Consider the following 13359-nt stretch of genomic DNA (forward strand, 5'->3'; position numbering starts at 1 on the left):
GCTGGAGATTGCCGCGTCGCCTTCGGCTCCTCGCAATGACGCGGATTAATCCGCCAAAGCCTCGCGCACCACCGCAATCCCGGCCTCGCGCTGCGCTTTCAATTCGGCCTTCAATTTCGCCGGATCGCGCGCGAACACGAAGCCGAAGCTGACGCCGCCCTCCTTGCCGATCGTCGCATGGTGGAGCTTGTGCGCCTGCACGAGCCGCTTGGCGTAGCCGCGCCGCGGCACCCAGCGAAAATAGCGCTGGTGGACAAGCCCGTCGTGCACGAGCGTGTAGATGATGCCATAAAGCAGGATGCCGAGTCCTATCCACGTTCCCGGCTCCCACGCCGCGGCGCCCATGATCATCGGGCTGCCGACCGCGAAGGCCGAGATGCTCATCGCCGCGCCGAACAGCGCAAAGCGGTCGTTCTTTTCGAGCCGCTTATCGTGCGGTTCGTGGTGATCGCGGTGCCACGCCCAGCCAAAGCCGTGCATGATATATTTGTGGCTCGCCCAGGCGACGCCCTCCATCGCCACGACGGTGGCCGCGACAATCGAGAGAATGGAGGCGATGTTCATGTGGCGCTTATACCGTCAGGGACGCCGGACCGCCACACTCCTGCCGTCAGATTGACTTTTCTGTACATCGAGCCGAAATCGGTCCGGGGGGACGCGTTTATGCGACATTTCCGGTTCACCATGCTCCTTGCGTCATGGGTGCTACTACTCCCGGCAACGGTCGGCGCGCAGCAACTTTCCCCTCGTGCAGCAGCGGTCCTGTCGCAAGAGGGCCGACTGGGGTTTGGGGAGAACCGGATTGAGATCGGGCCGAGTTCGCGGCTCGATCGGACCGCCATGCTTCGCCAATGCGAAGCCCAGCTGGGCGATTATCTGAGCAGCGCCCGCATAGCGCAGATGGGCGAAGCCAATCTCGTCAGGGGGGCGGCCGATGTGCTGGCCGAAGCCGTACGTCAGCTTGCCGAGGCGCGGTCGAACGCATCGGCTCTGGCGACGTTGCAGGAGCGCATTTCATTCTATTCCAACGATGCGAAGCGCGAATCGGCCTATAGGTCCGAACCTGCGTTGATCGCCTGCTTTCTGAGCGAGGCCCGGCGGCTGGTCGGCCGCGCGTCGCCGCCGCAGGTGGCATCGCCACCGGCGCTGGGCGCGAATGCGTCCCGGGTGTTGCAGATCGAAGCGGTCGGCGGGATGCAGGCGCATCCGGAAACGCGGGCCGATCGGGTGGAGATGTTACGGCAATGCCAGCCCCTCGTCGACGCCCGGTTCCGGTCGGGACGCGATGGCGGCCGACCGGTCACCAGCGTCGCAAAATTGCTCTTGAGCGCGACGACGGCCTTGACCCAGGCGCGCCACGGCGACGCGACCAGCCTGAACTATGAAGTTAAAACGCTCTACAATCAGGACGGCGTACATGATCCCGAATTGCTGGAATTGGGGATGTGCTTCATGCGCGCCGGCCGAAACATTCTGGCAGGAGCCGCCCCGTCGCAAAGCGCGTCACCGACCGCCCCTGCTGCGGCCCCGCAGGTATCGGTACCGGCCTCCGCGCCATCCACAACGCGGCTGTCCGACGAGGACCGCATTGCATGGGCCACCGCGATCAACGCTGAGATCAGCGCCTTTCGGGCCCGTTACCCGGTCAACGCCGCATGGGATGCGCAGCAGATTCATCAGTATAACATTTTTTTCGGAACCTATTTCCTGGACTATCTCCAGCGGAACAAACCGCATATGGACCGCGACGACAATGAGCGCTTTACCCGAACGGCAACGGCAACCCGCAACAGCGGCCTGGCTGGCTGCCCCGAGTGCAAGGCCGAATACCCCGGCGCGCCGAAGCCGACGCCACCGGCGATGCCCCTGAGGCTGGCGGGCGTTTATGGCACCGGTTGCGTCACGCCCACCATCCGCAACATCCGCAAGCCCGCTGAGGCGAATCCGCTGCCGACCATTTGGGTCGGCGACTGGGTGCTGTCCAACAAATGCGCGACCGGTCAGTGGGTGCGGATCGAGGCGGGGAGCGGGCATCTTTTCTGGCCCGGCCTCCAGACCCCCGGCGCGCGGATGCAACCGAGCCCACGCCGCGTCCCGCCGCTGCCGTTTCAACCCATCCAGGAACTTCATTTCGGTTTCGGGTGGTATGTCCCCGGCAATTCCGAGATTGTTACAGACAATGGCATTCGCGTCTTCACCGACACGCCGGTCGATATCTGGATCGCCTCTTGCGCCGGTGCGGCCGACGGCACCTGGCAGGCGATCTATTTGTCCGCCCCGTTCAGAAACAATCCGAAAGCGGTATGCTATAATCATTCGCTGCCCAACGGAGGCAATGAAACGCCCTGATCGGTCTCGCGACACACGGACATTTGCGCCGCTTGAGAATGAAGCGGTCGTCGCACCGCGACCGAAAATTGCGTTTTTCTTCGCCACTCGCTTGCAAAGTTATGCAGGCGGCGTAAGTGAGCCGCATGACTCGGCCCCGCACGCTTTATGAGAAAATCTGGGACGCGCATGTCGTCGAACAGCGCTCCGACGGAACTGCCCTGATCTTCATCGACCGACACCTCGTCCATGAAGTCACCAGCCCGCAGGCCTTCGCCGGGCTTCGCGCGAGCGGGCGCACGGTGCGCCGCCCCGACCTGACGCTCGCGGTCCCCGACCATAATGTCCCGACGACGCCGCGCAAGGATGCGGCGGGCAACCGCCTGCCCGTCGCCGACCCCGAAAGCGCGGCGCAATTGGCGGCATTGGAAAGGAATGCGCCCGAATATGGCATCCGCTATATCGACGCGGTCGCGCCCGAGCAGGGCATCGTCCATGTCGTCGGCCCCGAACAGGGGTTCTCGCTGCCCGGCGCGACCATCGTTTGCGGCGACAGCCATACCGCGTGCCACGGCGGCATCGGCGCGCTGGCCTTCGGCATCGGGACGAGCGAGGTCGAACATGTGCTGGCGACGCAGACCTTGCTGCTGCAACCGTCGAAGACGATGGAAGTGCGCGTCGAGGGCAATGTCGGCCCCGGCGTCAGCGCGAAGGACATCATCCTCCACATCACCGGCGCCATAGGCGCCGCGGGCGGCACGGGCCATGTCATCGAATATACCGGCAGCGCGATCCGCGCGCTGTCGATCGAGGGGCGGCTGACGGTGAGCAACATGGCGATCGAGGGCGGCGCGCGCGCCGGGCTGATCGCGCCCGACGAAACGACCTTCGCTTACCTCAAGGGCCGCCCCTACGCCCCCAGCGGCGCCGACTGGGATGCGGCCGTCGCCTATTGGCAAAGTTTGGCCACCGACCCCGGCGCGACGTACGACAAGGTGGTGGTCATCGACGCGGCCGACATCGCGCCGAGCGTGACGTGGGGCACCAGCCCCGAGGATGTCGTGCCGATCACCGGCACCGTCCCCGATCCCGCAAGCTTCGCCGACCCGTCGAAACAGGCGGCCGCCGCCAAGAGCCTCGCTTATATGGGGCTGGAACCCGGCACGCGGATGCAGGATGTCGCGGTCGAAAATATCTTCATCGGCAGTTGCACCAACAGCCGGATCGAGGACATGCGCGCCGCCGCCGCGGTGCTGAAAGGCCGCAAGAAGGCAGCGAATGTCAAATGGGCGATCGTCGTCCCCGGATCGGGCCTGGTGAAAGCCCAGGCCGAGGCCGAGGGGCTTGACCGCATCTTCATCGACGCGGGATTGGAATGGCGTGAGCCCGGTTGTTCGGCCTGCCTCGCGATGAACCCCGACAAGGTGCCCGCGGGCGAGCGCTGCGCATCGACCAGCAACCGCAATTTCGTCGGCCGACAGGGACCGGGGGCGCGCACGCACCTTGTCAGCCCGGCGATGGCGGCGGCGGCGGCGGTGACGGGCAGGCTGACCGATGTGCGCGAGTTGATGGGATGAACCGAAACAATGGGAGCCAAGGCATGATCGGGAAAGCCATTATGACGATCGCGGCGGCGCTGGCGCTCGCCGCCCCCGCGCTGGCGCAGGAGAAGCCCGCGAGCGCGACGCTGAGCCTGACCCGGCTCGATTGCGGAACGGTGCGCGTCAACCGGCTCAACGCCTTTTCGGATACGGCGGCCTATCCGGGGCAAAGCCGCGATCTGACGGTCGGTTGTTATCTGATCCGCCATGGCGACCAGCTGATGCTCTGGGATCTCGGCCTGCCGACGGCGCTGAAAGACGCGGCGTTCAGCACCGACGGCGACATGTCGGCCACGGTGCGCAAAAGCCTGGTCGAGCAACTCGCCGAGCTGGATATCAAGCCCGATGACGTCGACGTCGTCGGCGTCAGCCATTTCCACTTCGATCATATCGGACAGCTGCCCGATTTTCCGGCGGCCAAGCTTTATATCGGCAAGCGCGACTGGGATCTGCTGACGCAGAGCGAGCCGCCCGCCTTTCTCGACCCGAAACCCTTTGCACGCTGGATCGGCGGAGGCGGAACGGTCGAGCCGGTGACGCGCGACAAGGATATTTTCGGCGACGGCCGCGTCGTGATGCTCGACATGCCGGGGCATACGCCGGGACACCATGTGCTGCTGGTGCGGCTCGCGAACATGGGTTCGGTGCTGCTCAGCGGCGACCAGGCGCATTTTCAGGAAAATTACGACAGCAACGGCGTCCCGGAGTTCAACACCGACCGCGCCCAGACGCTCGCCTCGTTCGACCGTTTCAAGGCGCTGGCGAAAAATCTGGGCGCCACGGTGATCATTCAGCACGAGCCGCGCGACCTCGCCAAGCTGCCGGCCTTTCCGAAGGCGGCCGAATGACATGACCCCGCTCCATCAGGTAGAGGGCCGCGCCATTCCGCTGGGCCTCAAAAATATCGACACCGACGTCATCATCCCCGCGCACTGGCTGAAGACCACGACGCGCGAAGGCATGGGACGCGGCGCGTTCGAGAGCCTGCGCGCCGACCCCGACAATCTGTTCGACCGACCCGAATACAGGCAAGCGCCGATCCTGATCGCGGGCGACAATTTCGGGTGCGGGTCGAGCCGCGAACATGCCGCCTGGGCGCTCGGCGACCTTGGCATCCGCGTCGTGATCGCGCCAAGTTATTCGGACATTTTTTCGGGCAATGCGGTGAAGAACGGCATTTTGCCGGTCGTGCTGCCGCAGGCGGCGATCGACCGGCTGATGGAGGTGGCGACCACCGATCCGATTCGCGTCGATCTTGAGCATCAGACGGTGACGACGCCGTTTCAGGATCGCTTCGCCTTCGAGATCGACCCGTTCCGCAAGATGTGCCTGATGGAAGGGCTCGACGAGATTTCGCTGACCGAAAAGAGCGACGCCGCAATCACCGCCTATGAACAGCGACTTGATGCCGCGCGTCCGTGGATGCGCCCGGCCGCGCTTATGAGCTAACCGCACCGGCCCGCTCCCCCACCCGACCTCCCATAGTTTGCAGTCGTGGGGGAGCGGGCCGGTGCCGCCACGAAGAAGAAGAGGAGAAGATGATGAAGGCGCTCTTGTCGACCGCAACCGGCGGCCCCGAAACGCTGGTCCTTGGCGAGCTGCCGCGCCCGAATGCGGGCAAGGGGCAGATCGTGATCGACGTGAAGGCCTGCGCGGTCAACTTTCCCGACACGCTCATCATCGAGGACAAATATCAGTTCAAACCCGAACGCCCCTTTGCGCCGGGCGGCGAGGTTGCGGGGCTGGTCGCCGAAGTGGGCGAGGGCGTCACCGAGTTCAAGGTCGGCGACCGGGTGATCGCGGGGTGCGGCAACGGCGGGATGGCCGAGGCGGTCGCGGTTTCGGTGCATAATGTCTATCACCTGCCCGCCACCCACGACTTCGCCGAAGGCGCCTCCTTGCTGATGACTTATGGCACCAGCATCCACGCGCTCGTCGATCGCGGTCATATCGAGGAAGGCGACACATTGCTCGTGCTCGGCGCGTCGGGCGGGGTCGGCATCGCCGCGGTCGAGCTGGGCAAGGCTTTCGGCGCGCGCGTCGTCGCGGGCGTGTCGAGCGAGGAAAAGGCGCAGGTCGCGCGCGACGCGGGCGCCGACGAGGTCGTGATCTATGGCCGCCAGCCGTTCGACAAGGACCAGTCGAAAGCGCTGGCGAATCGATTCAAGGAAGCCGTCGGCCCGGGCGGCGCGAACCTCATCTATGACGCCGTCGGCGGCGACTATGCCGAGCCCGCGCTACGCGCGATCGCATGGGAAGGCCGCTATCTGGTCGTCGGTTTCCCCGCCGGCATCCCGCGCCTGCCGCTCAATTTGACACTGCTCAAGAGCTGCGACGTCGCGGGCGTCTTCTGGGGCGCGTTCGTTGCGCGCGAACCCGCGCGCAACCGCGCCAATATCGCGCGGCTGTTCCAGCTGTGGGAGCAAGGCAAGATCAGGCCGCGCGTCACCGGCAGCTATGCCCTCGAAGACGGCGGCAAGGCGATCGCCAGGCTCGGCGATCGCAGCGCGGTCGGCAAGCTGGTCGTCACCATCTGACATAGCGCGTCGGCCGCATAGCGCGCGATGGACCTGTCGCGGGTTAACCAATTGGCAGGGCATCGGCGCTATATCCGGCAGCAGGACTAGCTGGACCAAGGTGGATCATGGCGAAACGCCGATCGACACGCGCACAAGGAGATGCGAGCATCGCCAATATCTCGCGAACCCGCCGCGCGCAGCTGGTCGCCGAGTTCGAGGGCGAGCTCGGGATCGACTATAAGGCGCGCGCTGCCGCCGAAGAGGCCGAACGACGCTGGATCGCGCGCAAGACCTTCATCGTCTGGACGATCGCGCTGATATTCTTTGCGATCGCGTGCCAGAAACTGTGGATCATGGGCCAGGACGTCGATGTGCCCTTTTCCGATATCAATCCGGTGCGCAGCCTGATCGGGGATTGACGGTATCTGGACGGCATTACCAATATTTGGTATATCCGCCAGCATGGCTGTCAAGAACACTTCGGTCGCCCTGGGCGAACCCTTCATCGAATTTGCGCGCCGCAAGGTCGAATCGGGCGAGTTCGCGACGACCAGCGAAGTCGTGCGCGAAGCGATGCGACGCTATATTGCCTATGATGATCGCGTCGAAGCGCTGCGCCGCGAGATAAAGAAGGGCATCGACAGCGGCCCGGCGCGTCCATTTGACTGGGACGCCTTCATGGAACGGAAGTTCGGTCCCGAAAGCGATGCGTAGCGTGGCTGTCCGCCCCGAAGCGGAAGCCGACATTGAAGACGTCGCTGATTACACCATCGAACAATGGGGCGCGGAGCAAGCGCGCCATTATGTCAGCGATCTCCGCAAGGCGATCGAAGGACTTGCGACAAACGGATTACGCCACCGGGAAGAAGCGGATGTTTTCCCGGGCTTAAGACGAGCCCGTAGCGGGCATCATCTGATCTTCTATCTGATCGACGACGAACGGGTCGATGTGCTCCGCTTGTTGCACGAACGGCGGGATGCGATGCGGCACCTTAAGGGTTGAAGACGCCTATGAAGACGCGAGGTTAGACCGCTCTCGCTGTCTCTATCGCGCCCGGCCACCCGGCTCAATAAACCCGCGCCTTCGGCTTGATATATTCGGCGTCGTCGGTGAGCGTATATTCGTGGACCGGGCGGTAATCGAGGCGGACGCCGCCGCCCTTGCCGCCCCAGCCGTCGAACCAGGCAACCGTGTGCTTCATCCAGTTGGCGTCGTCGCGGTTCGGGAAGTCCTCGTGCGCGTGGGCGCCGCGGCTTTCCTTGCGGTTGAACGCCGAGTGCATCGTCACCGTCGCCTGCGCGATCAGATTGTCGAGCTCCAGCGTTTCGACCAGATCGGTGTTCCAGATGAGGCTGCGGTCGCTGACGTGGATGTCCTGCATCCGCGCATAGGTCTTGGCGAGCTTTTCCTTGCCCTCGGCCATCAGTTCGTCGGTGCGGAACACCGCCGCGTGCGCCGACATGGCGCGCTGCATCTCGGTGCGCACCTCGGCGGTCGGCGAGCCACCATTGGCATGGCGGAAATGGTCCAGCCGCGCGAGCGCGAGATCGGCGCTGTCCTTCGGCAGCGGCTGCTGCGCGGCGCCGGGGGTGAGCAGTTCCTTGAGGCGATGCCCGGTCGCGCGGCCGAAGACGACGAGGTCGATCAGGCTGTTCGAGCCGAGGCGGTTCGCGCCGTGAACCGACACGCACGCCGCCTCGCCGACCGCGAAGAGGCCGGGAACGACGGTGTCGGGACCGTCCTTGCCGAGCGTGACGACTTCGCCGTGATAGTTACAGGGAATGCCGCCCATATTGTAATGGACCGTCGGCACGACGGGGAGCGGCTGGCGCGTGAGATCGACGCCGGCGAAAATCTTGCCGCTTTCGGTGATGCCGGGAAGGCGCTCGGCGAGCACCGCGGGGTCGATATGGTCGAGGTGCAGATAGATATGATCGGCGTGCGGGCCGACGCCCCGGCCCTCGCGGATTTCGAGCGCCATCGAGCGCGAGACGACGTCGCGCGACGCCAGATCCTTCGCCGAGGGGGCGTAGCGTTCCATGAAGCGCTCGCCTTCCGAATTGGTGAGGTAACCGCCCTCGCCGCGCGCGCCCTCGGTAATCAGCACACCCGCGCCGTAAATGCCGGTCGGGTGGAACTGAACAAACTCCATGTCCTGCAAGGGCAGGCCCGCGCGCAGCACCATGCCGCCGCCGTCACCGGTGCAGGTGTGCGCCGAAGTGGCGGTGAAATAGCAGCGACCATAGCCGCCCGTCGCGAGCACGACGGCCTGCGACCGGAAGCGGTGGATGCTGCCATCCTCCATGCACAGCGCGATCACGCCGCGGCACGCACCATTTTCCATGATGAGGTCGAGCGCGAAATATTCGATGAAGAAGTCCGCGTCATATTTCAGCGACTGCTGATAGAGCGCGTGGAGCATCGCATGGCCGGTGCGGTCGGCCGCGGCGCAGGTGCGCTGCACCGGCGGGCCTTCGCCCATATTCTGCATATGGCCGCCGAACGGGCGCTGATAGATGGTGCCGTCGGCGTTGCGGCTGAACGGCACGCCCGCATGTTCGAGTTCATAGACCGCGGCGGGCGCCTCGCGCACCATATATTCGATCGCGTCCTGGTCGCCGAGCCAGTCGGAGCCCTTGACCGTGTCGTACATATGCCATTGCCAATGGTCGGGCGAATTATTGCCGAGGCTGGCGGCGATGCCGCCCTGCGCCGCGACGGTGTGGCTGCGCGTCGGGAACACCTTGGTGATGCAGGCGGTTTTGAGGCCGGCCTCTGCGCTGCCCATCGTCGCGCGCAGGCCGGAGCCGCCGGCGCCGACGACGACGGTGTCATAGATATGGTCGATGATCTTGTAGGCTTCGGTCATCTTACATGCCCCCGGGGCCGAGCGCCGCGGGCGCCAGCGCAATGCGCACGATCGCGAAAATGCCATAGGCGGCGCCGCCGATCGCATAGAAATTGAGGATGACGAGCGCGAGCAGCCGCGTCGCTTCGCCATGGACATAATCCTCGATCATCACCTGAAGCCCCAGCCGCAGGTGCCAGAAGACACTGACCAGCATCAGGATGAGCGCGAGCGCCACCGACGGGTTCGACGCCCAGCGCAGCACCGCGCCATGATCGGTCATCGGCAGGCGCAGGAAGGAGACGAAGAGAAAGCCGACAAGCAGGATATTGCCGAGCGCGGTCAGCCGCTGTTGCAGCCAGTGATGTGATCCGTGGTGCGACGAGCCGAGCCCGCGCACGCGGCCGAGGCGCGTGCCATTACCCATTGAACGTCCCCTGCAGGATATAGAGCCAGGTCGCGGCGGTCGCGGTCAGCGCGCCGACGAAAACGAGCGTCGACCAGAGCCTGTTCGTCTTGAGCTCATATCCCGCCCCCGCATCGAGCACGAAATGGCGCAGGCCCGAGAAGAGATGCTGGAAGAAAGCCCAGGTGAGGCCGATCAGCACGATCTTGCCGAGGATATTGGTCACCCGATGAAATGTCCCGGCGTCGGGATCGTGCCAGACGCAGGCGATGAAGGCCGCATAGGCATCGGGCCCCGCGGCGAGCGCGCCGAGCCACCAGAGAAACAGGCAGGCGCCGACGATCGCCAGCCCGTCGCCGCTGACGCGGTGGAAAATGGAGACCGCCATCGCGGGGGTCCATTTATACACTTGCAGGTGGGGGGAGCGCGGCCGCGCGCCCGGTTCATTGCCAGCCATATCAGCCCTGTCCTGACTCTAAACGGTCGATGCGCCGCCGGTTAAGCCTTCCCGTCGCGATATGCAATTGCTTAGGCCGTAAACCCATAAATTGGCCGTTCGAGGTTTGAAGCGATTTTGCTCGGGGCGAGGAGAAAAGGCGCGGGAATATGTCGATATTTCAAGACTTTTCGACGACGCCATGGGCAAATCGGGCAAATCCCGGAGGGACGCCGAAATGGCTTCGATCTCGCCTCCGGGCGGCCTTGCGGGCGATGGACCCAAGATTTTGCGCCATCCGCCGGGTCGCGGCACAAAAGAGCCTGCCGCGACAGTGCCCGGCCGCGGCAGGCCCCCCTTGGCCCTCCCCGTGCGCGAGGAGGACGGGCGGTGGTCAGAACTGGCCGCGCAAGGTCACGCCCCAGGTGCGCGGTTCGCCGGGGAAACCGACGAAGAGCTGGTTCGCGGTCGCCGGAAAGCCGAGCGAGGCGGGGGCGGCGACGGTGCGGAACGACCCCGATCCCTGAAGCGGCATGTCGGCGCCGATCTGATAATATCGCCTGTTGAAGAGATTCTGCCCCCACAGCTCGATGCCCCAGCGGCGATCACGGCCGTAAAGGCCGATCCGGCCGTTGAAGACCGCAAAGCCGTCCTGGATCTTTTCGACGTCGAGGTCGGAACCGGTGTTGGTGTCGCTTTGCAGGCGCGTGTCGAGATAGACGAGCGCGCTCATCCCCGACGATCCGATCGGCGGCGTCCAGCTGATCCCCGCGGTCGCGACATAGTTGGCGGCGTTCGACACGCCGCGCCCCGGCAGCTGGAACAGCACCGGCGACAGCGGCCGCCCGCCCGTGCCGACGAGGTTGCGGCGATAGAGAGTGTCGACATAGGTAAGGCCCATATTGACCGACAGATAGCGCGCGGGGCGCAGGAAGGCCTCGATCTCGATCCCCTTTGAAACGACGCCGGGTTTCAGCCGGTCGGATGCGCAGGCGCCGGTCGCGGCGCTGTTGTCGATCGGCCCCGTCCCAAGGTCGTCCTTGCACGCCTGAATGTTCGTGACCTCGAAGTTGACGCCGTTGAAGGTGTTGAGCTGGTAATTGCTATATTCCTGGTAGAAGGCCGCCAGATTGACGTCGATGCCCGGGCCGTCCCATTTGACCCCCAGCTCATAGGCGTCGACCTTTTCGCTCGCGAATTGCAGGTCGCTCGCCTCCGGCCGCGCATTGCCGGGCGTGTTCGCCGGGCGCGCGAGCAGCGCGGCGCAGGCGGCGTTCTGCGCCGCCGAACCCGCGGTGGTGCTGCACGGCCGGTCGAGCGCCGAATAGTCGAGGTTGAATCCGCCCGCCTTGTACCCCTTTGACGCCGAGCCATAGACCAGCCATTCGGGCGCGGGTTTCCAGCTGAGCACAGCGGTGCCCGTCCACTGCCCCTCGCTGAACTTCGTGCCTTCGGCGCCGCGCACGATATCGGGCGCGGTGCCGTTGATGACGCAGGCGAGGCTCGCCAGCGCCTGAAGCGACGAATTGACGATCGCGGGGCATAAGCTGTTGGTGAAACTGGCGTCGCCCGCGAGCGTCTTTTTCTCGTGCGTGTAGCGCGCGCCGATGGTGAGCGTCAGCGCATCCTCGACAATGTCGAAGCTGTTGTGCGTGAACAGCGCATAGTTGGTGCTGCGCTGCGCGAAGGTCGAACCATTGTTGCCCGTACCGTTCAGCGGCGCGGCGCCGAGCAGCGCGGCGATACCCTGAAAGCCGGGGAAGCTTGTCGCGGGCAGGTTAGAACAGGTCGGCGAGGCCGGGTTGAGGAAGGTCGGTGCGAGCGCCGCCGCGGCGAGGCAATTGGCATAGCGCTGATAATCGGCGCCATAGACGATGTCGTCGTCGACATCGAGCTTCTCATTGGCGTAATAGCCGCCGACAAGCCAGTCGAGCCGTCCGTCCAGCGCCTCGCCCTGCAGGCGCAGTTCCTGCGTGAACAGGCGGAAGCGGCGGTCGAGGTCGGTGCGCCGCAATATGTCGAGCGCACTGAAATCGGAATCCTGTCCCTGCGCATTTCTGTAATCGCGATAGGCGGTGATCGAGGTCAGCGTCGCGCCGCCGAAGTCCCAGTTGAGCTCACCCGACACGCCCCAGTCCTTTGTGTCCGAACGATAGGAAACACCGGGCGTCGTTGCCTGTTGGCGAATGAAACTCGTTCCGGCGGGCGGAACCTGGTGATTGGCGCCGAGCAGCTGAAGCAGCGGCAACAGCGTGTTCGGCGACGCCACCGGAAAGCCGTCGGGGCCGCGCGTCAGGCTGCGCACCGGGTTCAGCAGCACGCCGCCGCAGCAATTTTCGTCGCGCTCCGAATAATCGGCGATCAGACGCAGCGTGACATTTTCGGCGGGTTCGAGCAGCAGCTGCGCCTTCGCGAGCCAGCGGTCGCGGTCGTTGATGTCGTCCTCACCCGGCGTGACATTGTCGATGAAGCCGTCGCGCCGCTGCCACACGCCATCAACGCGCACCGCGGCCTTTTCGCCGAGCGGAGCGTTGACCATCCCGTCGACGCGCCAATAATCATAATTGCCGTAGGATAGCGATCCCTTGCCCGAAAAGGCGCCAAGCTCGGGTCCTTTGGTGACGATATTGATCAGCCCCGCGGTCGAGTTGCGGCCGAACAAGGTGCCCTGCGGCCCGCGCAGCACCTCGACGCGCTCGATGTCGCCAAGCTCGGACAGGCCCACCCCTGTCCGGCTGCGATAGACGCCGTCGATGAACAGCCCGACCGAGGATTCGAGGCCCGGATTCTCGCCGACCGTGCCGATGCCGCGGATGCGCGCGGTGAAATTGACCTCGCTCGTCGCGCCCGACACGAGCAGCGAGGGCGCGACCTGCCCGAGCGCGCGCACGTCGGTCGCGCCCGTCTTTTCGAGCGTGTCGCCCGTGACCGCCGACACCGCGATGGGCACGTCGGACAGCGCTTCGCTGCGCCGCGTCGCGGTGACAATGATCGTGCTGTCGTCGGCTTCGGCGCCGCCGCCCTCCTGCGCCATCGCCGGCGCGGCGGCGAGCATCGCGGCGAGCGGCAATGCGGCGGCGCCGGCGCGCAGCATCGAAGCAGCGCGATAGGAATGAAGCGTCATGTTCAGGCCCTCCTCTCTTCCATATTGTTTGGCGGGGAGGCTATCATGGCGCCGGGCGAGGTCGCCAGCATCGGCAAGGTGCCGTAACGTCATTTC

13 protein-coding genes are annotated in these 13359 nt (G+C 65.1%); 8 read left to right on the forward strand and 5 right to left on the reverse strand.

Annotated features, from left to right (window positions below):
- Window positions 1–45 precede the first annotated feature (45 nt).
- The gene (locus SPYCA_RS14115) at window positions 46–564 is read right to left on the reverse strand and encodes a sterol desaturase family protein (RefSeq protein ID WP_120221375.1); all 519 of its coding nucleotides are present in this window, start codon (window positions 562–564) and stop codon (window positions 46–48) included.
- Between SPYCA_RS14115 and SPYCA_RS14120 the strand changes: the two genes are divergently transcribed.
- The 8 genes from SPYCA_RS14120 (at window position 565) to SPYCA_RS14155 (ending at window position 7451) form a co-directional block, all read left to right on the forward strand.
- Entirely contained in the window at window positions 565–2349 is a 1785-nt protein-coding gene (locus SPYCA_RS14120) for a hypothetical protein (protein ID WP_146625148.1), read from the forward strand. It begins immediately after the preceding gene.
- A gap of 125 nt (window positions 2350–2474) precedes the next feature.
- Complete coding sequence (gene leuC, locus SPYCA_RS14125) at window positions 2475–3905, forward strand: 3-isopropylmalate dehydratase large subunit (RefSeq protein ID WP_120221378.1); 1431 nt, start codon at window positions 2475–2477, stop codon at window positions 3903–3905.
- Window positions 3906–3928: 23 nt separating this feature from the next.
- Window positions 3929–4777, forward strand: coding sequence for an N-acyl homoserine lactonase family protein (locus SPYCA_RS14130; protein ID WP_120221380.1), 849 nt, complete (start codon window positions 3929–3931; stop codon window positions 4775–4777).
- Window position 4778: 1 nt separating this feature from the next.
- Window positions 4779–5378, forward strand: a complete 600-nt coding sequence (gene leuD, locus SPYCA_RS14135) for a 3-isopropylmalate dehydratase small subunit (protein ID WP_120221382.1) — start codon at window positions 4779–4781, stop codon at window positions 5376–5378.
- A 92-nt stretch (window positions 5379–5470) separates the two neighbouring features.
- Window positions 5471–6466 carry an NADPH:quinone oxidoreductase family protein gene (locus SPYCA_RS14140; protein ID WP_120222369.1) on the forward strand — a complete coding sequence of 332 codons (996 nt, stop codon included), beginning with the start codon at window positions 5471–5473 and terminating at the stop codon, window positions 6464–6466.
- Window positions 6467–6573: 107 nt separating this feature from the next.
- Window positions 6574–6867, forward strand: a complete 294-nt coding sequence (locus SPYCA_RS14145; protein ID WP_120221384.1) for a hypothetical protein — start codon at window positions 6574–6576, stop codon at window positions 6865–6867.
- A gap of 43 nt (window positions 6868–6910) precedes the next feature.
- Window positions 6911–7162, forward strand: a complete 252-nt coding sequence (locus SPYCA_RS14150; RefSeq protein WP_120221386.1) for a type II toxin-antitoxin system ParD family antitoxin — start codon at window positions 6911–6913, stop codon at window positions 7160–7162.
- A 1-nt stretch (window position 7163) separates the two neighbouring features.
- The gene (locus SPYCA_RS14155; protein ID WP_172595090.1) at window positions 7164–7451 is read left to right on the forward strand and encodes a type II toxin-antitoxin system RelE/ParE family toxin; all 288 of its coding nucleotides are present in this window, start codon (window positions 7164–7166) and stop codon (window positions 7449–7451) included.
- A gap of 64 nt (window positions 7452–7515) precedes the next feature.
- Here the strand turns inward: SPYCA_RS14155 and sdhA are convergent, their stop codons facing one another.
- From sdhA to SPYCA_RS14175, 4 genes are all read right to left on the reverse strand, one after another.
- Window positions 7516–9318 carry a succinate dehydrogenase flavoprotein subunit gene (gene sdhA, locus SPYCA_RS14160; protein WP_120221390.1) on the reverse strand — a complete coding sequence of 601 codons (1803 nt, stop codon included), beginning with the start codon at window positions 9316–9318 and terminating at the stop codon, window positions 7516–7518.
- Between the two features lies 1 nt (window position 9319).
- Window positions 9320–9724, reverse strand: coding sequence for a succinate dehydrogenase, hydrophobic membrane anchor protein (sdhD, locus tag SPYCA_RS14165; protein ID WP_120221392.1), 405 nt, complete (start codon window positions 9722–9724; stop codon window positions 9320–9322).
- The gene (gene sdhC / locus SPYCA_RS14170) at window positions 9717–10160 is read right to left on the reverse strand and encodes a succinate dehydrogenase, cytochrome b556 subunit (protein WP_120221394.1); all 444 of its coding nucleotides are present in this window, start codon (window positions 10158–10160) and stop codon (window positions 9717–9719) included. Before sdhC ends, sdhD begins: the two co-directional genes overlap by 8 nt.
- 373 nt (window positions 10161–10533) lie before the next feature.
- The gene (locus SPYCA_RS14175; RefSeq protein ID WP_120221396.1) at window positions 10534–13263 is read right to left on the reverse strand and encodes a TonB-dependent receptor; all 2730 of its coding nucleotides are present in this window, start codon (window positions 13261–13263) and stop codon (window positions 10534–10536) included.
- Window positions 13264–13359 lie beyond the last annotated feature (96 nt).

The sequence above is a fragment of the Sphingopyxis sp. FD7 genome (genome assembly GCF_003609835.1).
GTDB lineage: Bacteria > Pseudomonadota > Alphaproteobacteria > Sphingomonadales > Sphingomonadaceae > Sphingopyxis.